We start from the raw sequence: 26,547 nt of genomic DNA, 5'->3' as shown, positions 1-26,547 counted from the left end.
TCACTCCTTGCGTGCCGTACCGACGTACCCCGAAGACGCAGGCCAGGCTGGACTCGCAGCGAGGCGAGATCCTGGCCGCCGCCGTCGCGCTGCTGGCCGAGACCGGCTACGCGGGCTGCTCGATGGCCGCGGTCGCCGCGCAGGCGGGCGTCGGCACCGGCAGCGTGTACCGGCAGTTCCCGTCCAAGGCCGACCTGGTCGTCGAGGTCTTCCGCGAGGTCGTCTCCCGTGAGATCGCCGCCGTCGAGGCGGCCGCGGCGCAGGGCGATGTCCGCGAGCGCGTGGTCGCGGTGATCGAGACCTTCGCCGGCCGGGCCTTGAAGGCGCCGAGGCTGGCGTATGCGTTGCTGGCCGAACCGGTCGACGCCGTGGTCGAGGCCGAGCGGCTGGTGTTCCGCCGCGCGTTCCGCGAGGTCATCGCTCACGCCATCGCCGACGGCGTCGCGAGGGGATTGCTGCCCCCGCAGGACGCGGAAGCCACCGCCGCCGCGCTGGTCGGCGCCGGTGCGGAAACGCTCGTCGGCCCGCTGGCCGGGGACGGCGGCCCGGACACGATCGCGCACCTGGTCACGTTCACCCTGCGCGCGTTGGGAAGCTCTGATCCGAGGAGGTCGTCATGACCGCGAACACCGAAAGCGAACGCGTCGCCGAGCGCCTGCAGCGCTCCTCCGCACGGCTTTCCTACGACCCGGACGTCGACGTCGACTGGCAGGCACCGCTGCTCGACGGCGCCTACGGCAAGGCGCCGGAACGATGTTCCTTGTACGGCACCGAGTTGTGGGACCGGCTCGACGAAGACCAGCGTAGTGAGCTGAGTCGTCAGGAGGCCGCGGCCGCGGCGGCGTCGGGCATCTGGTTCGAGCTGATCCTGATGCAGGGCCTCGTGCGGCACGTGTACAACAGCGACCCGACGACGCACAACGCCCAGTACGCGCTCACCGAGATCGCCGACGAATGCCGTCACAGCACGATGTTCGCCCGCTCGATCGAGAAGAGCGGCGGCGTCGTCCGGCGCCCGAGCCGCTCGGCGCACCGGGCGGGCAAGGTGTTCGGCGCCGTCTGCGGTCCCGCGCTGCTGTTCGCCGGAGCCATCTACGTCGAAGAACTCGCCGACGGCATGCAACGCGAGATGATGCGCGACGACAGCCTCCAGCCGATGATCCGGATGATCTCCCGCATCCACGTCATCGAAGAGGCCCGCCACATCAGCTTCGCCAAGGACGAGCTGGGCCGTGCCTGGGCCCGTCACGGTCGGGCCGGCCGCGAGCTGATCCGCTGGGCGATCGCGGGCATGGCCTATGTCGCGACGTCGGAACTGTTGCACCCCAAGGCGTACACCTCCGTTGGCCTCGACCCCCGTGAGGCCCGCCAAGTCGCCGACGCGAACCCGCACTGGCGCCGCACCAAGGCGGTGTGGGCGGCCAAGGCCGTCGAGTACTTCACCGAAATCGGCCTCATCGGCGGCCCGAGCCGACGGCTTTGGCGCCGCGCCGGCGTCCTCGACTGAACAAGGAAGGCACCTCCATGTCCGCACGCACCGGCAAGGTCCTCGGCCTCGGCATCGCCGCGACCGGTCTCGCCCACTTCGCCGCCCCCGCCGCCTTCGAACCCGTGACGAAGATGGCCTTCGCCGACGACGTCCGCAACTGGACCTACCGCAACGGCGCCACCGAACTCGCCATCGGCCTGGCGATCGCGGCCCGCCCCACGCGGAAGGCCGGTGTCGCCGGGCTGGCCGTCTACGCCGGATGGCTGGCGAGGCGCGTCCTCAGCCGCCGCTAGGTGGATCGAGGGCCGGTCTGCCGTCGTCGAGGACGGCGGGCCGGCCCTCGCCGTCAGACCCCGCTGGTCTGGCGGATCCAGTCACGGCCCGCGGCGACGCTGCCGTAGCTGGTGGTGCTGGACCGGTCGCTGGTCGAGCACACGCCGACCTGGACGCCGTCGTCGATCATCGGGCCGCCGGAGTCCCCGCCCGCGACCGCGCCGTTCGGGGTGTCGGCGTCGATCGCCGGGCCGCCGTAGTTGTCCTGGGCGTTCGTGTCGGAGATGCGGACCGTCGCCTGCTTGAGCACCTTCGACTGGTGGTCGCCTTCGTGGTCGGCCTGGGTCGCGCCCCAGCCGTACACGCGGGCGGAGTCACCTTCCTGGGCGTCGGAAGTGCTGCTCGCGAGACGGGCGAAAGTGCTTCCGCCGTCGGCGTCCAGCTTGATCAGGGCGAGGTCCCCGCCCGAGTACAGGTAAGTGGCCGAGGCTTTGGCGTGCACGCCACCGGAAGCGCTGTTGGAACCGATGTAGAGGTCGATGTCCTTCAGCCGCTGCCCGTTGTTGTCGTACATGCAGTGCTTGGCGGTGAGGACCCAGCGCGAGCCGATCAGCGTGCTGGTGCAGAAGAACGTGTAACCTCCTGCGTGGCCGTTGAACCGGGCGATGTAGCCGGGGTTCTGGGCGGTGCTGCCGCCGATGATCGACGGCGCGGCACCGGGCGAGACCGGGGCGGTCGGGGCGCTCGCGGCCGCGGGCGCCGCGGCCAGGGTCGCGAACGCCGCACAGGTACCGGCGAGAAGGGCGACGGCGCGGGCGACCCGGCCGGTGGATTCACGCATGGGGACTCCTCGGGAAAACGCAGGGGAGGGGGACACTTCGAACGTATTCAGCCGAGGTGCCCCGGGAAATCCGCGAGAAGATCCGAACGGATCAACGGGAAAGAACAGTTCTTTCGGAGGATTGCGCCGCGCGCGATCGTCCAAAATGGACGAAAACCGGCACGCCTCGGTGGCCGAGGCGTGCCGGTTCTTTTCGTACCCGGGTGTTCAGGCGCCGGTCTGCTGCTTGATCCAGCTCAGGTGCTGGGCGATGCCGGTGTAGAGGGTGCTGGTGGCGCATTCGCCCCCGTTGTCGCCGGGGCCGTGCGTCTCCCCGACCAGGGTCCAGCGTCCGGTGGTGCCGACGACCGCCGGTCCGCCGGAGTCGCCGTGGCAGGCGGAATGCGTGCGGTCGCCGGAGATGCAGACGTCGTTGGCGCCGCCACCGCCCGCGCGGCAGGAGCTGCTGGGCAGCACCCGGAGATCGATCTGGCGCAACGTGGTCGGCGTGCTGCAGCTCGGCCAGCTGGTGCAGCCCCAGCCGAGGAGCCGCGCGGTGGTGTTCGGCGCCGGGTTGCTCGTGGCCATCGGGATCGGGGTGGCCCGGACGGCGGTGGACAGGTGCATGAGGGTGAGGTCCGTGCCGGATTTGTTGACCCGGCGGTCGATCCTGCCGACCTCGCCGCCGGAGTTCTTGTTCGTCGAGCCGATCCGGCCCTGCGACGCGCTGCCGCAGTGGGTGGCCGTCACGATCCACTGGGGTGCGACGAGGCTGCCGCCGCAGCCGTTGCTGAGCGAGACCATGAAGCTGTAGGTCTCCGTGGCGGTGGTCCCGCCGATGATCGAGGGCTGGACACCGGAGTCCGTCTGAGCGCTCGCGATTCCGGGCGTGGACACCGCGAGTGCCGCCGCCAGGATCCCGAGAGCGACTGAAGCCAGTTTTCGCATGTCTGCTCACAATCGGACGGCAAAGCCGCCTGGTGGTCGTGGATGAACGAGGGGATGGGGAATCCGGCAGAGGAGCTCGATGCCGGTTCGATCAAAGATGTCCGACAACGGGAACGACGGAATACCTTCGTAGGTAGGAAGACGAAAGTCGCGGATCGTTCCGCTCCTTGCCGGGTACGCGGAACACCGCCCTGCCTGTGTGTTTTCGTTGGAGGGCAGGCCGTAGCGGCCGAAAGCCCGGAATGTTCACGTCCCAAGGATTGGGAAGACGTGGCGGTGAATCCGCCGACGGAATTGTTTTCTCCGAATTGTCCGGAATACGGTCATCGCCGAAAGGTTCGCACCCGGGGATTATGTGCGCGGGATAGAGAAATCCCTGTCAACGGAACAGGACAGTACTTTCTGCGGATTGCCCTCCGCCGAAAGGAGATCCAAGATCACGGCGGAGGTCGAGAAGCCGATGTCGCTGTTCGCCGTCACCCCTGGTACCCGCGCCGACGAGGAACTGGTGCGCGTGCTCGCCACCGGGCCCTTCAGCAAGGCGTTGTCGCAGGCCATCGACCGCAGCGGGCTGGGGCTGGGCAGAGTGAAGGAACGGCTCGCCAGGGCGGGCGTTTCGATCAGCACGACGACGCTGAGCTATTGGCGGACCGGGCGGACCCGGCCCGAGCGCCCCGAGTCGCTGCGGGCGGTCGCCTTGCTGGAGGACCTGCTCGGCCTTCCCCCGCAGTCGTTGCGGGATCTGCTCCACCGGCCGGAAAGCGACCGTCCCGCGATACGCCGGGTCGTCGGCTGGGACCGGTTGTGGGATCCGCGAGAGCCGGTGCTTTCCGTGCTGCACTCGTTCGAAACGGCGGATGAACCTTCCGTGGTCCTGTTGAGCCTGCACGAATCCCTGCACGTCGGCGCCGATCGGACGCTGACCCGGCAGCGGGTGCGCGAGGTCGTCCGTGCCACCGACGAACCGGTCCAGACCAGGGTCGTGGTCCTGCGCGGCTGCGCGCCGGGAAGCCCGCCGAAGCTGGTGGCGACCCGGTACTGCGTGCCCGGCCGCACCGAGGTGCTCACCGAGCAAGCGCTCATCGTCAGCGAACTGGTGTCGAACCGGATGCTCGCGCCCGGGGAGACCGCGATCTTCGAATACGAATTCGAGTACACCGACGGCGTTCCCGACGACCGCTACGACCGCCGGTTCCGCCACTCGATGCCGGAGTACCTCTTGGAGATCCATTTCGCTCCGGAGGCGATGCCGTCGAGCTGTCATTCGTATCGGATCGACCACGTCTCCGGCCCGGAACGGGACGTCGCCGACGTGCCGCTCTCACCGCTCTCGCCCGCGATCGCGTTCACGAGCGCGGTGACGCCCGGGATCCGGGGGATGGCCTGGACCTGGCCCGCCGAATCCCGTTGAGCCGGGTTCGGCGGGCCGGACCGGCTATTCCGCATACGGCTGGTCTGCTCCCTGGGCGCTGTAGCCGAGGCTCCAGATGTAGCCGTCCGGATCCGCGAAGGTGCCGCCGTATCCGCCCCACGGCAAAGCACCGGCGGGCTTGAGGACGGTGGCGCCCGCTTTCTCGGCTTGGGCGATGATCTCGTCGACGCGCGCCTCACTGCGGACGACGTAGGTCAGCACCAGCCCGCTGAAACCGCTGCCCTCCGGGCTCGTCCCCACCTGGTCGGCCAGGCCTTCGCGCCGGTAGAACCCGACGGGCGACGCTCCGTCCGATTCGAAGAACACGGAGACGCCGTAGTTGTTCTTGATCTTCCAGCCCAGCCCCTCGGTGTAGAACTGCTTGGCCCGGTCCATGTCCTCGACCGCGAGGAGGATCGAGCTGACGTGCGCTTTCATTCCCTGTCTCCTTCGTGCTGTCACATCGGCGTGGCGTCGCCGGTCAATCGGAATGACAGGCCCGGACGGAGGAATGTGACAGATGGTCGAACAGGTCTGGCTGACCGAGCGGTTCGCCGAACACCACGATCGCCTGCGGGCGGTGGCCTACCGGATGCTCCGCTCCACCGGCGACGCCGAGGACGCGGTGCAGGAGGCGTGGCTGCGGGTCAGCCGCGCCGACACCGGCCAGGTGGAGAACCCGGGCGGATGGCTGACCACGGTCGTCGCCCGGGTCTGCCTGAACATGCTCGAGGCGCGTCAGGTCCGGCGCGAAGAGCCCGCCGGGGCGCTGCCGCCCGAGCCCGCCGCGTCGCATCCGGGCCCCGAGGACGACGCGCTGCTGGCCGACTCGGTCGGGGTGGCGCTGATGGTGGTGCTGGACACCCTGACTCCCGCCGAGCGGCTCGCGTTCGTCCTGCACGACATCTTCGCCGTGTCGTTCGGCGAGATCGGCGACATCATCGACCGCTCCCCGGCGGCGGCCCGGCAGCTCGCCAGCCGGGCCCGGCGGCGGGTGCAGGGCGCGGCCGCCGCGTCCGACGCCGCGCGATCCCGGAAGCGCGAAGTCGGCGAGGCGTTCCTGGCCGCCTCCCGCGACGGGGATTTCGCCGCCCTGCTCTCGCTGCTCGACGCGAACGCCGTGCTCGTCGCCGATCCGGCGGCCGTGCGGATGGGCGCGACCGCCGAGGCCCGCGGGGCCGACGCGGTGGCGGCCGTCTTCGCAGGGCGAGCCGAGGCCGCCCGGCTCGCCCTGGTCGACGGTGTTCCGGCCGCGGTCTGGGCACACCGCGGCCGGCCGCAGGTCGTCTTCACGTTCACCGTCACCGACGGGAAGATCACCGGCATCGAGCTGCGGGCGGATCCGGATCAGCTCCGTGACCTCGACATGGTCTATCTCGGGGGAGAGTGACGCGTGGAGCTCAGACTCGCGTGCTGCGCTCTCGCCGTCCACGACCTCGACGAGGCGATCGGTTTCTACCGTGACGTACTCGGCTTCGAGGTCCGTGACGACGGTCAGGTGGTGAGTGTCAGCCCGCCGTCCCAGCCGGAGCCGCGGATCGTCCTCGCGCGGCCGGACATGCGTGAAGACTGGCTTCCGGTCCGTCTCACCTTCGTGACCGACGACTGCGACGCCACCTTCGAACACATCGAGGCCACCGGCGCCGAAGTGCTGCAAGAACCCATCGACCGGCCCCAGGGTGTCCGCGACTGCGCGTTCTTCGATCCGTCCGGGAACATGCTGCGGTTCAGCCAAAAACGCGTTGTGGACGCGCTTCCCGGCTGACTAGGGTGCGGGCCAGGCCCCAAAGGAGGAGGTGTACGGCACATGCGCACAAGTGTCGAGCCGTCGAACCCGATTTCGACAGTCATCTTCTCGAAAGGCCTCGTACTTGAACCGCGAACAGATCTCCCGTATCGCCCACACTGATCACCCGATCAAGTCACCGCTCGACGACACCTCGGTCGAGCGGCTGCTGGAAGCCGGACTTCCCCGAGGCGATGAACGCGTCCTCGACCTCGGCTGCGGCAGCGGGGAATGGCTGATCCGTGCCATGGCCGCCCGCCCGGACCTGCTGGCCGAAGGCGTGGACGTCTCCGAGGACGCCCTGCGCCAGGCTAGCCGTGCCGCAGCTGATCGTGGCGTCGCGGACCGTCTCCTCCTGCACCACCGGGACGCCGCGAGTTTCGCTTCGGCCGACCGGTTCGACCTGGTGATCAGCGTCGGGGCCACCCACGCTTTCGGTGGCCTGCTCCCCACACTGGCCGCGGCCCGCCGGCATCTGGCACCCGGGGGCCGTGTCCTGATCGGAGACGGCTTCTGGGACCGGACGCCGTCCCCGGAAGCCGTCGAGATGCTGGGAGAGGGCACCGATCTGGCCTCCACGGTGGATCGCGTGGCCGCCGACGGATGGACCCCGGTCCACGGACACGTCAGCACACGCCACGAATTGGACGCCTACGAATGGTCCTGCTGGGGATCGCTGGCTTCCTGGGCGCTCGGCCACCCCGCCGATCCGGACAGCGCCGAGGCACTCGCGACGGCGAACTCGCGCCGGACCGAATGGCTTCAGGTTTACCGGGACAGCTGGGGATTCGTGTCCCTGGTCCTCGCCAGGACCCCTGGTAAAGCCTGACCCGGCAGACGCCGCCCCGTGGGTCGTCCCGCGGGGCGGCGTCATCGCCGGAGTAGACCACAATGGACAGTAGGAAGGCAGGCTCGCCCCAGTGCCGGTGGCGTCGGCCGATAGGTAGTCTTCGCGCATGAGCCGCGCCCGGCAGACCGTCACGCTCACCGCCGACCTGGTCATTCTGACCATTCGGGACGGTGGGTTGTGTGTGCTGCTCGTGGAGCGGAAGAACGATCCGTTCCGGGGTCGCATGGCGCTGCCGGGCGGATTCCTGCGTGGTGACGAGGCACTGGAGCAGACCGCGGCGCGCGAATTGGCCGAGGAGACGGGACTCGCCGCCGAGGCGTTGAACCTGCGGCAGGTGGGCGTGTACTCCGCGCCGGACCGGGATCCTCGCCGTCCGCGGGTGGTGACCTGTGCCTTTCTCGCCATCGCGCCGGACCTGCCGGTGCCTGTGGCCGGGTCCGACGCGCGAGCTGCTCGCTGGTCACCGGTGACCGAGGCCGCTGAAACGGCGCTGGCGTTCGACCACGACCGGATCCTGGCCGACGCGGTGGAGCTGGCTCGCACTCTGCTGCAGTTCAGCACTGTCGCCACCGCGTTCTGCGGCCCTGAGTTCACCATCGCCGACCTGCGCGAGGTCTACGAGACCGTGTGGGGGGTCGTGCTGGACAAGCCGAACTTCCACCGGAAAGTCACCGACGCGGACGGCTTCGTCGTGCCCACCGGCGAAAAGCGGGCTTCCCTCACCGGCAGGCCCGCCGCCCTCTATCGCGCGGGCGAGGCGGCCGAGCTGGTCCCACCGATGATGCGGTCGCGCTTCGGGGCCTGAGGCAGTTTTTGTCAATTTGACCATTGGCTCTGCTCAAGGCTTGCCATGGCCGACAGTTCATGTCATCGTGACAATAAGCGTGCCGCCGTCGTCGGAGCGCCGATCCCGTCGGACACCGAGTGGGGTGTCCGTCCCTGAATCACCCTGACCGTGTTGGAGTGAGAACCAGTGAATGTCATCATGACCGCGCTGCCCGTGGAACACGCGGCCGTGCTGGAACACCTCGTCGACGTGCGCCCGTACCGGCACAAGATGGGCACCGTGTTCGATGTCGGCACTGTCGCGGGCCACCCCGGTCACCGTGTCGCGGTTGTCGAAACCGGCGCGGGCACCACCACCGCCGCCACGCTCACCGAGCGTGCCAATGCCGAGTTCGCCCCGGAAGCCATGGTGTTCGTCGGCGTCGCGGGAGGGTTGCGCGACTGGCTCGTGACCGGCGACGTGGTCGTGGCCACCAAGATCTACTCCTATCAGGGTGGCCGCAGCGAAGACGACGAGTTCCTGGTGCGTCCCTCCGCTTGGTCCGTTTCGCACCGTCTCGACCAAGAAGCGCGAAGGTTGCCGCGTGGCGGCGCTTGGCATTCGTTCCTGCCCGGCGATCCGGAGGACGGCGCGCCGATGGTCTACTTCGAAGCCGTCGCGGTGGGCGACATCGTCCTCAACTCCCGTGTCTCCGAGCTGGCCCAGAGGCTGCACAAGTCGTACAACGACGCCGTGGCCATCGACATGGAGAGTTCGGGCTTCGCGCACGCGGCCCATCTCGGCGACCAGGTCCGCGCCGTGGCGGTGCGAGGAATCAGCGACTTCGCGGACGGCCGGAAAGCCGCGGCGGACCGCGAAGGCGGACAGCTGCTCGCTGCCCGCAACGCGGCGGCGTTCGCGATTGCGCTGATCACCGCCCTCGAACCCGACGATGACGCCGCCGGAGGCGACGAGTCGCCGCCGTCCCCGGTTCCGACCATCCGCAACAAGAACATCGCGCGGGGCAACGCCCGGGTCGGGCAGCAGAACGGCGTCAACTTCGGCTCTTTCCGAGGGTTCCGATGAGCGGGGACACGATCATCGAAGGCGTCGAGAACGAGAATGTCGCTTCCGGCAACGCGAAGGTCGGCCAGCAGATCGGTGTGCAGAACGTGGAGAGCGTCTTCCATGACGCGACCATCTACACCGTCTCCGACGAGGACACCGCCGAGCGCAAGCACGAGGTCGCGCTCGCCTATCTGACCGGCGGTTTGCCCCGTCGTGCCGAAGACCTGTTCTACGAACTCGTCATCAACGGTCATCAGTCGACAGAACGCATCTATTACTACGTGCTCGCCGTGCTGAGCGAACGCGGCTTCAGAGACCTCACGGCAGAACTGGCCGGAAAAATCCGCGATGTGGGAAAACTTTGCGCTTCGTTTCCGGAGGACGAATGGTCCCGGGCGCACCGCGTCGTCCGGAGCCTCGTCGATCTCGTCCGGTCCGATGCCGGTGTCGAGTCCTTCACCACCGTGGCCGCGTTCGGTGAGCTCTCCGCCGACCGGCAAGACGAGATCAGCCGGCATCTTTCGTTGCTGGTCACCGGTGTCCTGGATCAGCGGCTCGATGCCGAGCGAAAGCACAAAGTCAGTACCGAGCGTCTTTCCCGGAACCGTGAGGACCGGGCCTGGAAGTTCTTCGAACCCAAACCCGCGATGCCCACCAGGTATCGGGTCCGCACGTCCGCCGCGGACAGCGATCGCCGTCGTCCCCTGCTCATCGGGGGCACGGTCACGATGCTCTCCTTCGCCGGATTGTTCTTCGGTCCGCTGAACCTTCCGTTCTGGGCTGGGTTGCTCCTGCTGATCGCGGGCAGTGCCGTGACGATCCGCTACGGCGTCGAGTACACCGGGCATGTGCTGCACCTTGCCTCGCGGCGCGACGCGGCACGGCCCGCGGACGAGCCGTCCGAGCCCAGCCAGGTCGACAAGCTCATAGATCGGTGCTTCCGCGACGCGTGCCCGCCTGATGTCGAGGACTGGACTTGGTACGGGGCCGGACACCGTTGGTATCTGCGGCGCCGATTCAACGACTGGCTGAGGCACGACCAGAACTACAGCCAGAGCGTCAAGCGGTTGAAATGGCTGTTCGATTGGCACGCGCGGCGAGCCGCCCGGCAATGGCAGGGTCTCGACTCCCGGCTTGAGCCGGAACCCGCCGCCCCGAGCGGCGCCCGTAACCGGCAGGTGGCCGGTGTCCTGGTGATCGTGGCGGGGTTGGGTCTGCTGGGTCTCGCTCTGCGTTGGCAGATCGTGCCGATCGCGGTGGGTAGCTGGTCCGCGCTGCCTGCGGTGATCGAACTTTTCGCTGTCCGCAAGGCGACCCGGCTCCTCTCGGCTGATGCGGAAGTACTGTTCGAGCAGGAGATGGCCGAGTACGAGCGATGGCGAGACGAGCTGTCCGATCGCCCGGACGACATCGACATGGCTCGGTGGCTGGCCCTGGACAAGGCCTACATCAAGGCAGAAGCGTTGCGCAGAGGCGACATCGCCGAGCGGGATCTCGTCTCGCACGTCGTCCTGAACCAGCAAGCCCCCGGGGCTCGTCGCGGGGTGGTCCCCCATGGCCCGCCGCGTTACGAGGCGTACCTGGTCACCGTCATCCTGCTGACCCGGCACGGCGTCCGGGAATCGCGGGTACACCTGAACTTCACCACCGGAGAGGTCAAGAACGAGGCCTGGAACGTCTTCGGCTACGACCGCATCGCTTCCGCCTCGTTGAAGGTCAAGGAGAAGCGCGTCAAGAACCCGGGCGAGCTGGAGCGCAAGGTCCGCAATCGACACTTCCGCCTTCGGCTGCTGAACGGCGTGGAGATCTTCGCGATCAGCGATCGCCCCGACGGCGAGAGCGACACGGAAGTCGACGACGAGGTAGAGCTGAAAGAGCTCGCCGCGGCGACCTCCGGGATGGACGCGGCGCTTCCGATCTTGGAGGCCGTGGCGCACAAAGGCCGTGACTGGATCGAGTTCGAGAACGACCGCCGGACCATGTGGTCACGGAACTGGTCCGACTGACGGGGGTGACAAGCCGATGAGCGGAACCCGGATCGACGAGGCCGTGCAGGACGACTCGTCCAGAGCCGTCCTGCTGGCGGAGTACGAAGCCCTCAAAGCGGAACAGACATCACGGATCGTGTTGCGTGACCGGCTGATGTACGCGGCGCTGGCCGCGCTGGCGGCGACGCTGGCCTTGGTGGTCCAACCGGCCGGTCGCCCGTACTTGCTCTTGTTGCTTCCGTTGGTATGCGTGGTCCTGGGCTGGACCCATTTCGTCAACGATCAGAAGATCTCGGCGATCGGCAGGTATCTCGGGCAGTACCTGGCACCCTCGCTCGTGGCGTCCACCCGGCGTGCGGATCAAGCGCTCACCTGGGAGTCCGTCCACCGGCATGATCCGTTGAGACGACTCGACAAGTCTGTGCAACTGGTCGTGGACCTGCTGATTTTCGCGGTCCCGGCACTGTTGTCGATCGTGCTCTACTGGACGGCCGACGACGTGCGTGCGGACCTGCTGGCCGTCTCGATCGCCGAGGCTCTGTTCACCCTGGGGTTCGCGGTCCGCGTCATCGCCGCCGCCGACCTGTCGGCAGGGCGATGAACGCGGCCGGTATTCACGGAACGGTCAGTGATTGTCCGGCAATGCGATCATGAACGAGAAATGGTCACCGTCCGTCGACGAGGCGATCACCGCGATTTCCGGCTTCGGCGGTGGCTCGCTTCGACCCGATGTCGGTGTCGTATTCTCGCGACCAGGGTCTCACGACATCGCATCGAACAGGGGGCGCGATTGTGATCGGCCGGTTGGACGTCGTCGACCACGAGGGCGCGGCGCCGCTTTCCATCCGTGGCCGTCGGCGGTGGAGGACTGGTGGCTTGTGCATCGGCTGGCTGATGGTGGCGACCTGGCTACAGCTGATTCGCGGGACCGGGCACCATGCGTACGACGTGCTGTGGGCTGAGGACGGCGGCGTCTTCCTGAATCAGGCGATGCGCCATTCCTTGTGGGAGAACCTCGCCGCTCCGCACGCGGGGTACTTGCAGGTGGTGGCCCGGCTGATCGCGCAGCCTGCCGGATCTCTGCCGATCGAATGGGCCGCGGGGTGGATGGCCGCGAGTTCGGCGGTGGTGGTGGCGCTGATCTCGGTGCTGGTCTGGTTCTGCAGCGGCAGGGTCCTGACGAATCTGTGGGCCCGGGCGGTGCTGGCCGCGTTGGTGCCGCTGCTTCCGCAAATGGGCTTCGAGGTCGGCGGCTCGATCAGCAACCTGCACTGGTACCTCGCCTACGCCGCGTTCTGGGTACTGCTCGCGGCGCCCCGTACTGTCCGGGGACAGGTCGGGGCCGCTGCGGTGGTCGTGCTGGCCGCGCTCTCGGACCCGCTGACCGCGCTGGTCCTGCCGATCGCCGTCGTCGGCCTTCTTCGGGCCCCGAACCGGCGTCTCGCCTTGATCGCCCCGGCGGCCATGATCGTGGCCTTGGCGGTACAGGGCTGGGTTCATCTCACGATGACCGTGTCGTTCCGCCCGAGCCCCACGGTGGTCGGGGACCTTCCCAAGATCTACGCCCTCCGGGTCGTCATGAGCGCGGTCGTCGGCGACCGCGCGCTCGCCTGGCTCTACGTGCCACTGGGGCTGACGATCGTCGCGGTGATCGGCGTCCTCGTCCTCGCCGGGCTGGCGGCCCTGCTGCGGATCGCCGACGGCCCGGCGCGACTCGTCGCCGTCCTGTCGCTGCTGATCTCCGTCATCTACCTGGTCGCCGGGTTCGGGCTTCGCGGCACCGAGGGCGTCCTCGACCGGGCCTCGTTCGGCCTGAACGGATCCCGGTACACGATCGTTCCGCTCCTGCTGCTGTGGACCGCCGTGATCGTGCTCCTCGACCAGCTCGCCACCCGCAGCGAAGCCAAGCGCGGCAGCCCCAAGGCCGGAACCCTCGCGCTGATCGGAATCGTGACAGCCGCGTTCCTCGCCGTACAGCTGCTCAACGACTGGGGGTTGGGCACCGTCCGGTCCGCCGGTCCTTCGTGGAGCGCGGGCCTGCACGCCGCCGAAGCCACCTGCCGGAAGCCTCCCGCGCAACGCGATCCCCAGCCGGCGCCGCTCGTCGCGGAAAGGCAAGGGAAGGGTTCCGCGCCGTTGGTCCCCGGACCGGACGACGTGACCGTCGCCGTGGCACCGGTGCTGCCCGCCGGCGCGACCCTGCTGTTCGCGGTCGTCGTCCCTTGCTCGTCCCTGCGGAACTGATCCGGCACTGCCGGTCAATCCGGCTTGAATGAACGGGCAAGATCCACACCGTTCGTGTCCATCCCCTGCCCCAGACGACTAGGGTCCCGGCCCGGAGCGTCGTTTCGAAGGGGGCAGGGTGAGCAATCCGCTGGTCGCGCCGGTGAAGGACTCGACGACGGCGGTGTCCGGTGTTCCCTTGCTGGAGAGCGCGACGGGGCTGAAGTCGGCGATCGAGAGCAAGGACTGGGCCGGGGTCGCCATGGGCGCGGTCGGGACCGCGCTGGACGCCCTGACGATGGCGATGGACCCGATCGGCGCGGTCTTCGCGGCCGGGGTCGGCTGGTTGATCGAGCACGTCGGCCCGTTGAAGGAGGCGCTGAACGCGCTGACGGGGAACGCGGACGAGATCGCGGCACAATCGGAGACCTGGACGAACATCGCCAAAGAGCTGGAGAGCGTCTCGACGGAGCTGGTGGATCTGGTCAAAAAGGATCTCCAGAGCTGGAAAGGCGACGCGGCGGACGCGTACCGGAAGCAGTCCGAGGACACCGCGGCGCTGATGGCCAGTGCGCAGAAGGGGTGCGAGGGCGCGGCCAGCGGGGTGAAGACCGCGGGTGAGGTGGTGGCCGCGGTCCGCACGCTGGTCCGCGACATCATCGCCGAACTGATCGGGCATCTGATCTCGTGGGCGTTGCAGGTGGTGTTCACCCTCGGGATCGGGATGGCCTGGGTGGTGCCGCAGGTCGTCACCGCCGTGGCCAAGACCGCGTCGAAGATCACCCAGCTCACCACAAAGCTGGTCAAAGCCCTCAAAGCGCTGGCCCCGCTGCTGAAGAAAGCCGGGACGCTGTTCGACGACGCGGGCAAAGCGTTGAAGGGCCTCAAGGGCGGCAAGGTCAAATCGGCGGGCAAGCCCAAGGACATCGACGTCAAGCGGAAGAAACCCGCGGGGGACAAAGGCGGGGATTCCACGACTCCGTCGGGGGACCACCCGAAGGGCGGTGATTCCACCAAACCGTCGGGCGATCACTCGTCGCCGAAGAACGGCGACGGTTCCACGAAGCCGCCGGGGGAGCCCAAGAACGACCCGCCGGCGGACAAGCCGGAAATCCGGACCGGGGGAGGCCAGAACACGACGTCGTCCGGGGCCAAGAACGGTGGAAAGGATTCCGGCGGCTCGCGTTCCATCAAGGACAACAACGGCAATCCCAAAGAGAACTCCAGCCCGCCCTACTGCCGTCCCGGCAGCGGTGACCCGATCGACATGACGACCGGCCGGATGATGATCCTCGAGACCGACGTCGAGATCGACGCCGCACTTCCGTTGTCCTTGCGGCGCAGCCACTTCTCGACCTATCGCGCGGGCATCGGGCTCGGCCCGACCTGGGCGTCCACTGTGGACCAGCGGCTGGAGGTCGAGGACGGCGAGATCGGTTTCGCGGCCGAGGACGGCACGCTGCTCGCCTACCCGGTCGCCGAGGGCGCCGTGCTGCCGGTCGAGGGGCCGTACTGGCCGCTGAAGCGGTCACCCGAAGGCGGATACGTCATCGAACAGCCGGACCTGGAGCGGATGCTGTACTTCGCCCCGGACGGGGTCGGGGGCCTGCCGCTGACCGCGATCTTCGACAACGACGGCCAGCGGATCCACTTCGTCCACGACCTCCAGGGTGTGCTGCGGGAGATCCGGCACTCCGGCGGCACCCGGGTCGCGGTCGAGACGACCGATGGTCTGGTCACCGCGTTCACCCTGCTCGGGGCCGAGGAGACCGACCACACGGAGCTGGTTCGCTACCGCTACGACCGCGACAAGCGGCTCACCGAAGTGGTCAACTCCTCCGGCCAGTCGCTGCGCTACGACTACGACGGGCTCGGCCGGGTCGTCCGGTGGACCGACCGCAATGGCCGCTCCTACGAATTCACCTACGACGAACTCAGCCGGTGCGTCAGGGGCGCGGGCGCCGACGGGCACCTCGCCTACACCTTCACCTACGACCGCGAGGCGCGGGTGAACACCGCGACCGACTCGCTGGGCAACACCACCGAATACCACCTCAACGCGGACTTCCAGCTCGTCAAGGAGGTCGGCCCCCTAGGCGGCGCCAACCACTTCACCTGGGACCGCCACGATCGCGTGACCGCGCACACCGACGAACTCGGCCGCACGACCCGGTGGGAGTACGACGAGCGCGGCGACCTGGTCGCGTACACCTTCCCGGACGGCGCGCGGCGCCTGTTCGAGTACGAAGACCGCCGGGTCGTGTCCCTGGTGGAGCCGGACGGGGCGGTTTGGCGCCGGGAGTACGACGAGGCGGGCCGTCTCGCGGCGAGTGTGGGCCCGCTCGGCTCGACCACGCGCTACACCTACGGCGGAGACGGGAACCTGCGCGAATTCGTCGACGAGGTCGGCAACCGCACGACGGTCGCGTCCGACCGGTTCGGCCGGGCGATCGAGGTCACCGATCCGCGCGGCGTGACCTGGCGGCGGACCTTCGACGCGCTGGGCAGGGTCGCCGAGGAGACCGACCCGATCGGCGGGACGACGCGCTACGAGTGGACGGTCGAGGGGGCCGGCTGGCGACGCGTCGCGCCCGACGGAACCACGCAGCGCCGGGTCTACGACGCCGAGGGCAACGTCCGGGAAGAGCACGACGAACGCGGCGAGGTCACGCGCACCGACTTCGGCGCCTTCGACCAGCCGGTCACCCACATCGCCCCGGACGGCGCCCGGCTGCGCGCCGAGCACGACACCGAGCTGCGGATGATCGCCGCCACCAACGGCGACGGCCGCACTTGGCGCTTCGAGTACGACGCGGAGGGACGCAAGGTCCGCGAACAGGACTTCGACGGCCGTGTCCTCACCTACGCCTACGACGCGGCGGGCCAGCTCATCACCCGCACCAACGCGGCGGGCGAGGTCACCACGTACGCCTACGACCTGCGCGGCGAGGTCATCGAGAAGCGGACGGCCGACGACGTCTGCCGGTACGCCTACGACGGTGCCGGCCGTCTCGTCAGCGCGGTCAACCGCGACGCCGACGTCACCATCGCCTACGACGAACTCGGCCGCGTCGTCGCCGAGACCTGCGACGGCCGGACGGTCACCTCCGGCTACGACCTCGCCGACCGCCGGATCTTCCGCCGCACCCCCTCAGGCGTGGAAAGCCGCTGGGACTACGACGGCTGCGACGCTCCGGCCAAGCTGGTGACCGGACGGCATTCGATCGACTTCCGGCACGACGCGGCGGGCCGGGAGGTCTGGCGTGGCCTCGGCGCCGCCGAACTGACCCAGGAATGGGACCCACGGAACCGGCTGCGCGCCCAGAGCGTGACCACGGCGTCGGGCGCGGTGGCGCAGCAGCGCGTCTACGACTGGCGCCCGGACGACGTGTACTCCGCGGTCCAAGACCAGTTCCTCGGCCGTCAGGAGTTCACGTTCGACCGGGGCGGCCGGGTCGTGGACGTGCAGAGGCCCGGCGGAGCCGAGCGCTACGCCTACGACCGGTCCGACGCGGTGGCCATCCAAGCGCCGGCGGCCGAGCGGTACGACGTGCAGGGCCGGTTGGTGAGCAGGGCGGGCTGGACCTACTCCTGGAACGGGGAGGACCGGCTCGTCGGGGTCACGACGCCGGACGGGCAGCGATGGCGTTACCGCTACGACGCGCTGGGACGCCGGGTGGCGAAGCAGCGGTTGGACGGTGACGTGGTCGTCGCCGAGACCCGCTTCGTCTGGGACGGCGAGGTGCTCGCGGAACAGGACGAGACCACGGCCACCGGCGAGACGCGGGGCACGACCTGGGAGTGGGACCTCCGCCAGGACACCCCTGTCGCGCAGACCGACCGCGTGTACGCCGACGGACAGTGCCTCGACGAACGCTTCTACTCGATCGTCACGGACTTCGTCGGGACGCCGTCCGAACTCGTCGACGAGGCCGGGCGGATCGCCTGGCACCGCGACGAAACCCTGTGGGGAGCGCCACGCACGACGACGTCCGGACCCTCGACGCCCCTGCGTTTTCCCGGGCAGTACCTCGACGCCGAGACCGGCCTGCACTACAACCGCCACCGGTACTACGACCCGCGGACCGCCCGGTACCTCAGCGCCGATCCGCTGGGGCTGACCGGGGGCCTGAACACCCATGCCTACGTGCCCAACCCGCTGCTCTGGAGCGACCCGTTCGGGCTCGTCGGGCCTTGCCGCACCGGCGGCCTGCGCCCGGACAAGGGCGGCAAGGGCGGCAAGGACAAGGCCAAGAACTCCGTGGGCGGCCTGCGGTACGACCAGATGGCCCAGAACGGCAAACGCGGCGAGCGCAACCGCTTCGAGCACGTCAAGCTCCACGCGGACAACTACCCCGGTACCAAGGCCGACCACGGCGTCTTCGGGACGAAGGGCGGGAATGCCTGGGACGACAAGAAGATCTCGAAGATCATCGACCAGGGATGGGCCAAGCGGAACGACAAGGGCACCATCGTCGAGCATCAGCGCGACGGGGTCACCGCCTACACCATTCCGATGAACAAGAAGATCGGCTACATCGACGAACGCGTCCCCGATCGGCATCCCGACGGCTCGGTCAAGCGGGACACCTGGGACAAGAACACGGAGAAGTGGTTCGGCGACGTGGTCTACAAGAAGGAAGGCAATGACTGGGTCCGCGAACAGAAGGACCTGGATCACCTGAAGATCGTCGTCAAGGACGACAACAGCGTCATCACGGCGTATCCGGACCGCCTCCGCGATTACAACCCCGACTCGACTTTGAAGCCGGAACGTTCAGGACCGCCCCGGCGGGGCCACCGGTAACGCGCGACAAGAGGACGAGGGACCCGGCCCGACGGCTCGGGCCGGGTCCCGACCACAATGGACGGTAGAACCGTGGTGGAAATGCGTCCGCACAGCACAAAGCCCCACGATTTGAAATCGAAATCGTGGGGCTTGAGTGTGCGCCATCAGGGACTCGAACCCCGAACCCGCTGGTTAAGAGTCGGCACCTGGGCGTGTCGAATGGTGTCGAGTGATGCCGAACAAGACCTTTTCGTCTGGTCGCGCGGCAGTCCCTGTGTCGAAGTGTGTCGCCTGGTGTCGGACTGTCTCGGACCTCTCGGGCACGTCTCGGGCTCGCGGATGCCGGTTTCTGTCGCTTGGTCCAGCCGCATTGGAGGGCCGCGCTGCCGGGTGGCGTAGACGATGACGCGGGGGACCGGCGCGATCCGGTTGTGTCGGCTGTGAGCACGATGGTGCGGACCGTCGTCGGGTCGACGTTCCTCTTCGGGTTCGGCAATCGCTCTCCGGCTCGGTATCCCGGTGTGGGTCGCGCCCTTGGTCGCGCCCGCGGTGGACCTGACGGTCGTGGCGTTGCTTGTGGCGATCCGCCGCCTCTCGGAGCATGGAGCGGCTCCTGAGGTGCAGTGCTCGGCGCGGCGGCTCCTTGTCCTTGCGAGCGCAGTGACGCTGGTGTTGAACGTGGTCGAGCCGCTGATCACTGGAGAGGTCGGCAAGGCGTTGTTCGACGCGGTGGGGCCGCTGTTGCTGATCGGCTGGTCTGAAGTCGGTCCGGGCCTGCTGCAAGCGCTCGCCGATCTTCGCCAGAGTGTGGAACCTCCCGCCGATTCGGTACCGCTGACCGCGATGGCAGAATGTGAATCGGAGATGTCGAACGTGGTCGACACTGGCTTGGACGGCGATTTGGTCGAGCGGGCGAAGTATATGGATGCCCGGCATCGTGAGTTGCGCCAGCGACCGATCTCGGCCGAAGGGCTTCATAAGGCTTTGGGCGTCGGAGCGGAGCGTTCCCGATCCCTCACCGCGCCTGGTCCGGTCGGAATGGCGCGATCCGTTGGATGTGAACTCGGAGTCCGCTTCGTAGCTGAGCTCGGGATGGTATGTCCTGCAATGCTTCGTGGGACCGTTGCCCCAGCAAGGCCACCGCCGGAAGCCTTGGGGGTCGATTCGCTCCTCCAACGCGTCGACGACCAGACGCGGCCAGTTGATGACCACCTGGCGCACCAGCTCGGGGTGCATGTACGAATGGTTCTGAGTGCCCTCGTAGTAGTCGAGCAGCTTGAGGAGGAACTGCCAGCACGTCGGCACCCCCTTGGCGGACACGTTGGTAATCTTGTCGACAGCTGGCCCCGCGTTACGTGACACTGCAAGAGTCACTATGTAACGCCATATCGAAGGGACGATGCGGATGAGCTGCCAGTGTCCACTCGTGCGGCGTAGACGGAATGACCGGAAGAAACTGTTGAGAACTATCGCGGCCGTGCTGATCATCTGGGCATCGCTGACGATGTGGCTTCTCGCAGGAGTGGTGGCGAATATCGTCAGCGCATCGATGGCATCGCTGATCGTGCCGTTCATATACTTGATCGGGATACTCTTCTGGCTTTCGATGGCACAGCGGCACCGCCCCAAGGTCGCCCCGAGGTCGATCAGCCTGCCCGACCTGTGTGGGATCATCTTCTTCGTTGTCAGCGGCTCATGGGGCTTTTACTCGTATTTCAAGGGCGGATTTACCAGTCAGTGGGCGTGGGTGGCGACTGCGGTGATGATGAGCGCGCTTGCATGGTTCGGTTGGGACTTCGTTCTCAGGATTCCTGGCAGGGCAGAAAAATTTCGGGTGGACTACCTCTCTGTGAACGCCACGCCTGAGGCCATCAGGCTTCAGTTCGAATGGGTCAGGCATCGACGAAGGTGCCTGGGGAAGCCCAAAAATGACGAAGACCTGCGCGCGAGAAGGGCGGCTGCGCGGCGCAGAAGTGATCGGACCACGGGAACGTTGCCGCACTTCCTCTACGTGCGTTTGAACGGACTTGTCGCCGCTTACGAAGACCGCTCGCTCATGATCGCGCTGTTCACGGGTACTGCAGGGCTGGCACCCAACTTTCTCGCCGACCTGGAACCGAGCCTCGGGGCTGCATCGCTTCTCATTGCCCCGTTTATTCTCGTGCCGTTTATACACGCGATGCGACAAGGGTCTCGTCGTTCGGCGGCAGCTGTCAGGGCGGTCGACTAATTCTCATCGTATGACCATCCTTCCGATCGTGGACGGTTGATGGTCACCAAAGCCAGCAGGGCACTGGTGGCGAGCGCGCCGATGACGACGTTCCGGCTGATCAGCCCGGCGTTGCCGCCGGGCACCTGGTCGGTCGCTCTGCCCATCGCGAGCATGCCTGCCAGCAGAACGGCGTAGGCGAGTGCGATCCAACCGGATACCTGCGGATTCGCATCGCGGACAATATAGATCAGTGCGGCGATGGTAATCCCGCCGGCGATCACCGCGACGTCGGCTGACCACAGTCCGCCGAGCACGGCAGCGAAGACGGACAGCCTGCCGTTGGGCTCGAACGCGGAGGTCGCCAGCGATTGACGGCCGGGTGGTTTGGTCAGAAACCATGACACGACAACGAGAACACCGACGGCGCCGGGAATCAGGATGCGCAGACGCGAGTCGTTGCGCAGAAAGGCGATCAGTGCCAGGACGAACCAGATCGGCAGCGCCGCGCCGAAACTGGGGCAACCCAACACTGCGGCGACGCCCGCAGCCCAGCTCAGGCCGAGATGCGCACAGGGGATCGCGAGCACGCAGAAGAATACTGCGGGGATCCAGCTGATCCCGTTGGTGCCCTGCAACCACAGTTCTGCCGCGTGGGAGCTGAACAGCACCCTGCCGACCAGTGTTATTAATAGGTAGGCTGAGCACGCGTTCGGTCAGTTCCCTGGCACGCCGATGAGGGCGTGCTCCGTGCGCGTGTATTTGCCCCGCGGTGAGGCGTTTGCCGCATGATGCCGTGGTGCGGACAGGTGCGACGTTTCGGATCTCTGGTGATCGCGGTAAGTAGTGAGGCTGATGAAGGCCGCCTTGCGGGTATCCACTCCCGAGAGGTGGCCTTTGCGCTTCATGCGGGTCCTTCCTGCGGTTCGGGGATCGCTTCGAGCGGTCGCCCTTCGCTCTTCAATACGCGGAGCGCCATGACCGCTCCATCGCCATCCATGGTTATGATTCCCGTCCAGTCTCGCTGTACCGCCGCCCAGCGCCTCTTGCACTCGGCGACCACCTCCGGCATCGTCTCCGCGTAGGCTTGGGCGCCGTCACCCGTCTTGAGGATCTCGTGCAGTTCTTTCGGCATCGCCGAGAAGACCTCGACTCGCTCACGTGCGAACCGGAAGACATGGTCGGTTCCGACGAATGCGATCCCGCCAAGTTCGATGCGAACGTCACATTCCGCGTTGACTGCCTGCGGAGAGTGATCGGCGCCTAGTCGCCGTTGCTGCCGCACGGTCAGGTACTTGTACGCGTTGTCGCGATCACCGACGAAAGTCAGGAGCGCCGCAGCGCTTGCGCGGACCAACACCCGAGAGAACCACTCGAACCTATCCGATGTGATGTGGAAACCGGGACGGCTCGAGGTCTGGCCCTGTGCGTCGACGGTCTGGATGTCCGGGAAGAAGTTCTCTTCCTGCACCGGGCCGTACGGGTCGGGAGGGGGCTTGCCTGGTTCGGCGAGTACACCGCCGCCCACGGGATCGAGCAGGCGTATCTCGATCCCGCCTTCCGCGACGAACGCCGTCGACATCAGCAGGCTCGGCAGCGGATCGGCACTGCCGCGCCCATCGCCGAGTGCGATCACTTGGACCCGCTCGGCCGAGGCCATCAGCTGACTGTGCTGCGCGCTGGGCTGACCGTGTGACCCGCGTCCGTCGACCAGCGCGATGCGCAAGGGCTCACCGTCTTTCCTGCCAACGAGAAAATGCCCAGGTCTGCTCCGTCGTGTGCCCTTCGCCTCCGCACCTTGACCCCGTAGTGCCCAGCCTGCGTCGAGTGCGAGGTCCACGTCGACGGGCTCGAAGCGGTACCCAGGATGCCTTCGCTGCAAGATCTCTCGCGCCGCGGTCAGCGCGAACGCTGCACCGAGTTCCTGCGCTTGCACGCCCTTGCGGTGATACCTCGGGTCATGTCCGTCGGGTGAGAGTGCCAGCCGGCCACGATGAGCTTCCAGTGTGGTGAGGTAGCGCAAGCAGTTCCAATGCTGGGAGAGGCCGCGCGATGGGTTCTGCCCGGACAGCGTGGTCGCGCGGCCGAACGTCTGAAGTAACTCCCACGGCGTGATCGTGAAGCCGTTTCGGTGTTCGGCCGGAGGGACGGGCCCGATTTCAGGCTTGCGCAGCACCTCCGGTTTTTCGTCTTTGGAACGCTTCTCGTCTTGTTTCGCGATGTAGCGGGTTACGGCTCCGGACAGCTCTGCGGTGGAGTGAATCGCCACATGAGAGCTCTGCAAGAGCTTTTCCAGCGCGTCTCTGAGCTCCATGGTCTCCCCGTCCCCTCGTGCGTCCGCCGTGATGCACCGCTTTCCAACTCACCGGATTTTCTGGAGTTTGTCTGCCGCCTGAAGGATGACGATCCGCGCAGGACAGTTGACGCTGTGTATGCCTTGTTTGGTGAACAGCGGAAACCTTCCGCTCAGCTGCCTTCCACACCACTCGTTCGGCCCAGCGATGCTGCCGACCCGGGTGAGTTCCTTGTAGGACGGCAGCTCAGTTCCACAGTCGGACGGATTGTGCGTCGAAGAAGGCGATCTCCAAGCCGACCTTCGCGTACGCCGTCGCTCGACGTGATTGCATGTCCTGTACGGCCTTAATCGTCGCTTCGTTTGACGGCGAGGTGACGTCGCCGAAGAGGGATACGACCAGTCGGGTGACCTTCGAGTGGACGATGGCGTCCATGATGTGTGCGTCGTTCTTGCTGAACGACATCCCGTACGACAGCAAACCGCCGCTGATCGCTGCGAGTGACCGAAGTGCGCGACCGAGGTAGTCACTGGTGCCGATACGGGTCAGCTTCTCGCTGCTCGTCCCTTCTGCCACGTATAGAGGGAATGAGTCCGCTTCGAGCTGGGCGCGGATCTGGTCGATCAGCGGTTCGTTGGTCCGGCGCCACGTCAGCTTCTTCAAACCACCCTCGCTGCGGTACAGGTGAAGGGCTCCGTGGAGGTAAAATACGTTCTGTGAATGGGGATCCAGGTGGTTCCACACTACGTAGTCGGTAGCCTCTCCAGGATCTCGAAAGCCGTCGTCCGCCTGCCTTGCCTGCAGGTTTTCCTCGGGAAAGTCTTGCATGAAAGTCCAGTAGAGCAAGAGGTCGTAGTTCGCGGTGTAGATACGGTCGAACTTTTCCAGGAACCTGCGGACTCGTAAGTAGACTTCGGCGTCGATCTCGTACGGCCGTTCAGGGTGAAGCGCCGCGAGGATGTGAGCCAGTACGTCCTTGAGCTTCGAGGCTTCCTCGTTAAGTGTCGTGGCTTCTGCCGCGTACTTCGTTGCATCGAGCGCGTAGAGCCCGATAGCGGCGTCCTCAAGCGTCTTGATGACAATCTCGAAGTCCTGAGTGTCCAACGTCTGGAAGAGGTGCTGGGCAGTAGCGCTGAGCATGCCTTGCGCCTCGGCATGGGATCGCAAAGCCGAGTATGAGAACCTGGCGGGGTCGAAGGCGATGCTGAACCCGTTTCCCAGTATCAGTCGGATAGGCGACGCTCTGCCCTTGGAGTTTGTCGGTTCGCTCAGCCAGGCGATGGCCCCGTCGTAGTCCATGAGGTCCACTGGTCCACCTCAAATCCGTTTCTGCAGCGAGTGTCCAGGCTTATGTGCCGTGGGCCAACTGCTGGCTGGAGCGCCATTCCTGTGCTTCCGGCTCTTCGACGTAGTCGAGGAGATTGTCCTTCAGGCCCATGTCTTCGAGGATCGTGAGGATCTCGGCTGGAGTGGCGTAGAAGAACTCGCGCCTGAGATTGACCCGGTTGACGCGCCGGTCGGCGAGATGCTGGTGTAATCGCGTCTCCAGGCTCACGGCATCGGCGTCGAAAATCTTGGCGTGGACGTCGAACCTGAATGGAACCGAGGCGTCGCCGAGTTCACGAACGCGTTCGAGTGGGTCGAGCCGCCGGGTCAATCCGACCTTGACGATGCTGTCGCCGAAGGATCCGACATTGGAGATCACGTAGACCCATCCAGTGCGGATGTTGGCTTCGCGCTCCTCGACGCCTCTGATTGCGTCTCCGATCTCGTCCAGCTTTGCCTGTGCAGCCGCGGCTTGCTGCTCGTCGCCAGATGTGGCCCACTTTTGCAGGGCGTTCCGCCAGTGTGCTTCTTCCTTGGCCAGCCTGGCTTTCTCGCGTTCGAACTCTCGTTGAGCTTGCTGCTCGTCCCGTTGCCGCTCCCGTTCGGCTCGGATGCGTTCCTTGTCCTCTTCGACCTTCGCGAGATGGTCGGCGGTTAGTTCAAGTTCTTCGAGGCGCAGCCTGTGGTAGCTGGGGGAGATGTTGATGTTCATGGTTTTGCCGAGGCGAGAGATGACCTCACGGGTCTTGGTCAGTCGATCTTTGGCCGATTCAAGGCGATAGGGGCGCATGGATCTCACGCAGTTGTCCGCCTCGGCGTTGTAGGCGCGAAGCATGAGCTTGGAAAAGTCTCTCACCATGCGCTGGCCTTCGACTGTGGAACCGTTCACAGTCCAGTCTGTGGTAGCGGTGATCGCATGGTTATTCTTTGCCGAGATCTTAATGGAATCCTTGAGACGCTGCAGGGCAGCCTTGTAGGCGACGGCGTCGGCCAGCCTGTGCCGGAACTCGTAGACTCCGGCCTCCTGGAGCAGCGTGATCTCTTCAGTCTTGACCACTTGGTCGTGCAGTGACTTGAGCTTCACGGCTGCTTCATCGATCTGCCGTCGAACCGTGGCCAGTTGTGCCTCGGCGTCCTTAAGGCTCTGTGCCTGTGCGTCTTGTTGTTGCCGCGCCTCTTGCCCAAGTTCGGCGATAGTCTGGCGCATCTGCCGGATTTCTCGCTCAGCTTCCAGCGCGTCCTTGCCTCTGAGCTCGGTGTACTTGGCCTTGAGGTCTAGTAGTTGCGCACTCAACGTAGCGTTGTGTGCGTTGACTTCCCGAAGCTGAGATGCTGCTTGTAGGAACTTGGTTGTTCCCGTGCCGAGCTCGGCTTCGAGTTCTCGAACCCGTTTCCGAGCGCCGAACAACCCAGGCTTGCCCGATGCTGCGGAACCAGGCCCTGCTTGGAAGGGTGCCATTTGCGGCTGCGGCTCGGGATCATGGGTCCACAGTTGCCAGAACTTCGGTGGCGCGGGCCAGTCGGCTGGTGGCTGCCAGCCCGGCGGAGGCGTCCATCCGGTGGGGACAGCCGGCCAGTTCGGTGGCGGATTGAACCTATACCCCATACCACTACCCCTCCGTTGTTACTGATCACCGCAGAAGTCGGGTTCTCAGGAGAGTGTGTTACATGGCCTGACTTGATTGTGTGCAAGCTGCAACTTTCGTCGACGAAAGCGCCGAAGTTGGCGCCTGCGTCGAGCACAGTGCGGTCAGTGGAGGAATGCGGTCATCGCCACCGGGGCCTCTTGTCCGGCGCTGCTCGCTCGCGATCGAACCGATCGATGCTCTTTGTTTGCTCGCCAGCACAGCGGAGCGCTATGTCGCGGGTACGTGGCGCGTGTCCTTCGCTAGATAGCTGCGAAGGCAGGGCGGCCGTTGATTTGATCGCACGGTGATGGCGCGGCTGGGGTGAGCGGGCGCCTCCTTGGCGACTGGCGAAGACTGGGGTGTGATGACGCTGAGTGTTTTTGCCGGTCCAGAAAGTAGCTAGATGAAGCGCTTGCCGTATCCGGATCACGCGATGCGTCGCGTCGTGTATCTGTCCTTCACGTACAGGTTGAAGTGCTGGCCGTGGCTTGCCGCGTTCAAGAGGGCGGTCGCGGTCGCTTCTGATACGCCGCTGTACTGGTAAACCCTGCCGTTGTGGAACTCGATCTCGAGAGTGCGTGTCTGGGGGTCGTAACCGATGGAGGCGATGTTCGTCGAGGTAACGGACTGTCTGTTCACCGGGGAACTCTCCGAAGGGGTGAGCTTCCCCCGGTTGTCC

The 26,547-nt window shown here is 66.5% G+C and carries 23 protein-coding genes; 15 read left to right on the top strand and 8 right to left on the bottom strand.

Annotated elements, in window-relative coordinates:
* Window positions 1-11 precede the first annotated feature (11 nt).
* Genes B0293_RS39175 through B0293_RS39165 form a run of 3 tightly spaced genes read left to right on the top strand, consistent with a single transcriptional unit; the run spans window position 12 to window position 1,782 of the window.
* A complete protein-coding gene (locus tag B0293_RS39175) occupies window positions 12-620 on the top strand; it encodes a TetR/AcrR family transcriptional regulator (protein WP_005165946.1) in 609 nt (202 codons plus the stop codon).
* Window positions 617-1,507 carry an AurF N-oxygenase family protein gene (locus B0293_RS39170; RefSeq protein WP_005165944.1) on the top strand — a complete coding sequence of 297 codons (891 nt, stop codon included), beginning with the start codon at window positions 617-619 and terminating at the stop codon, window positions 1,505-1,507. Before B0293_RS39175 ends, B0293_RS39170 begins: the two co-directional genes overlap by 4 nt.
* Window positions 1,508-1,524: 17 nt before the next feature.
* A complete protein-coding gene (locus B0293_RS39165) occupies window positions 1,525-1,782 on the top strand; it encodes a hypothetical protein (RefSeq protein WP_005165943.1) in 258 nt (85 codons plus the stop codon).
* A gap of 53 nt (window positions 1,783-1,835) precedes the next feature.
* On the opposite strand, the gene B0293_RS39160 is transcribed toward B0293_RS39165, so the two are convergent.
* Window positions 1,836-2,603 carry a S1 family peptidase gene (locus tag B0293_RS39160; RefSeq protein ID WP_005165942.1) on the bottom strand — a complete coding sequence of 256 codons (768 nt, stop codon included), beginning with the start codon at window positions 2,601-2,603 and terminating at the stop codon, window positions 1,836-1,838.
* A gap of 207 nt (window positions 2,604-2,810) precedes the next feature.
* On the bottom strand, window positions 2,811-3,530 hold the full coding sequence (locus B0293_RS39155) for a S1 family peptidase (protein WP_005165941.1): 720 nt from the start codon (window positions 3,528-3,530) through the stop codon (window positions 2,811-2,813).
* Window positions 3,531-3,939: 409 nt separating this feature from the next.
* On the opposite strand from B0293_RS39155, the gene B0293_RS39150 reads away from it, so the two are divergent.
* The gene (locus B0293_RS39150) at window positions 3,940-4,941 is read left to right on the top strand and encodes a hypothetical protein (RefSeq protein WP_245192102.1); all 1,002 of its coding nucleotides are present in this window, start codon (window positions 3,940-3,942) and stop codon (window positions 4,939-4,941) included.
* Between the two features lie 24 nt (window positions 4,942-4,965).
* Here B0293_RS39150 and B0293_RS39145 read toward each other — a convergent pair whose 3' ends face one another.
* A complete protein-coding gene (locus B0293_RS39145; RefSeq protein WP_005168719.1) occupies window positions 4,966-5,379 on the bottom strand; it encodes a VOC family protein in 414 nt (137 codons plus the stop codon).
* A gap of 82 nt (window positions 5,380-5,461) precedes the next feature.
* Here B0293_RS39145 and B0293_RS39140 point away from each other — a divergent pair, with 82 nt between their 5' ends.
* From B0293_RS39140 to B0293_RS39090, 11 genes are all read left to right on the top strand, one after another.
* A complete protein-coding gene (locus B0293_RS39140) occupies window positions 5,462-6,331 on the top strand; it encodes a sigma-70 family RNA polymerase sigma factor (RefSeq protein WP_077241498.1) in 870 nt (289 codons plus the stop codon).
* A gap of 3 nt (window positions 6,332-6,334) precedes the next feature.
* Window positions 6,335-6,706: a VOC family protein gene (locus tag B0293_RS39135; protein WP_005167566.1), complete on the top strand. Its 372-nt coding sequence runs from the start codon at window positions 6,335-6,337 to the stop codon at window positions 6,704-6,706.
* A 106-nt stretch (window positions 6,707-6,812) separates the two neighbouring features.
* Complete coding sequence (locus B0293_RS39130; protein WP_005167565.1) at window positions 6,813-7,556, top strand: SAM-dependent methyltransferase; 744 nt, start codon at window positions 6,813-6,815, stop codon at window positions 7,554-7,556.
* 127 nt (window positions 7,557-7,683) lie between these two features.
* Window positions 7,684-8,382, top strand: a complete 699-nt coding sequence (locus B0293_RS39125; RefSeq protein ID WP_005167563.1) for an NUDIX hydrolase — start codon at window positions 7,684-7,686, stop codon at window positions 8,380-8,382.
* Between the two features lie 180 nt (window positions 8,383-8,562).
* Window positions 8,563-9,429: a 5'-methylthioadenosine/S-adenosylhomocysteine nucleosidase family protein gene (locus tag B0293_RS39120; RefSeq protein WP_039919871.1), complete on the top strand. Its 867-nt coding sequence runs from the start codon at window positions 8,563-8,565 to the stop codon at window positions 9,427-9,429.
* The gene (locus B0293_RS39115) at window positions 9,426-11,417 is read left to right on the top strand and encodes a hypothetical protein (RefSeq protein WP_005167559.1); all 1,992 of its coding nucleotides are present in this window, start codon (window positions 9,426-9,428) and stop codon (window positions 11,415-11,417) included. Before B0293_RS39120 ends, B0293_RS39115 begins: the two co-directional genes overlap by 4 nt.
* Window positions 11,418-11,433: 16 nt before the next feature.
* Entirely contained in the window at window positions 11,434-12,000 is a 567-nt protein-coding gene (locus tag B0293_RS39110) for a hypothetical protein (protein ID WP_005167557.1), read from the top strand.
* A 275-nt stretch (window positions 12,001-12,275) separates the two neighbouring features.
* Window positions 12,276-13,643, top strand: a complete 1,368-nt coding sequence (locus B0293_RS39105; protein WP_005167556.1) for a hypothetical protein — start codon at window positions 12,276-12,278, stop codon at window positions 13,641-13,643.
* A 118-nt stretch (window positions 13,644-13,761) separates the two neighbouring features.
* On the top strand, window positions 13,762-18,429 hold the full coding sequence (locus tag B0293_RS39100) for an RHS repeat-associated core domain-containing protein (protein ID WP_005167554.1): 4,668 nt from the start codon (window positions 13,762-13,764) through the stop codon (window positions 18,427-18,429).
* A 531-nt stretch (window positions 18,430-18,960) separates the two neighbouring features.
* A complete protein-coding gene (locus tag B0293_RS44055) occupies window positions 18,961-19,770 on the top strand; it encodes a hypothetical protein (protein ID WP_245820142.1) in 810 nt (269 codons plus the stop codon).
* A 118-nt stretch (window positions 19,771-19,888) separates the two neighbouring features.
* On the top strand, window positions 19,889-20,641 hold the full coding sequence (locus B0293_RS39090; RefSeq protein ID WP_039919869.1) for a hypothetical protein: 753 nt from the start codon (window positions 19,889-19,891) through the stop codon (window positions 20,639-20,641).
* On the opposite strand, the gene B0293_RS39085 is transcribed toward B0293_RS39090, so the two are convergent.
* The 5 genes from B0293_RS39085 to B0293_RS39065 form a co-directional block, all read right to left on the bottom strand.
* The gene (locus tag B0293_RS39085; RefSeq protein ID WP_005167551.1) at window positions 20,638-21,291 is read right to left on the bottom strand and encodes a hypothetical protein; all 654 of its coding nucleotides are present in this window, start codon (window positions 21,289-21,291) and stop codon (window positions 20,638-20,640) included. The genes B0293_RS39090 and B0293_RS39085 overlap by 4 nt on opposite strands.
* 233 nt (window positions 21,292-21,524) lie before the next feature.
* Window positions 21,525-22,934, bottom strand: a complete 1,410-nt coding sequence (locus tag B0293_RS43375) for a hypothetical protein (RefSeq protein WP_005167549.1) — start codon at window positions 22,932-22,934, stop codon at window positions 21,525-21,527.
* A gap of 226 nt (window positions 22,935-23,160) precedes the next feature.
* Window positions 23,161-24,213, bottom strand: coding sequence for a DUF4917 family protein (locus tag B0293_RS39075; RefSeq protein WP_245192168.1), 1,053 nt, complete (start codon window positions 24,211-24,213; stop codon window positions 23,161-23,163).
* A gap of 49 nt (window positions 24,214-24,262) precedes the next feature.
* Complete coding sequence (locus B0293_RS39070) at window positions 24,263-25,846, bottom strand: DUF4041 domain-containing protein (RefSeq protein WP_077241497.1); 1,584 nt, start codon at window positions 25,844-25,846, stop codon at window positions 24,263-24,265.
* A gap of 448 nt (window positions 25,847-26,294) precedes the next feature.
* Window positions 26,295-26,547 (bottom strand): KTSC domain-containing protein (locus B0293_RS39065; RefSeq protein WP_211284420.1); only part of this gene is annotated, 253 nt, incomplete at its 5' end.

Origin of the sequence: Amycolatopsis azurea DSM 43854 (assembly GCF_001995215.1) — a bacterium.
In the GTDB taxonomy this organism is placed as follows: domain Bacteria; phylum Actinomycetota; class Actinomycetes; order Mycobacteriales; family Pseudonocardiaceae; genus Amycolatopsis; species Amycolatopsis azurea.
Note: the sequence above shows the minus strand (reverse complement) of the source record. Positions and strands in the feature narration are given on the sequence as shown.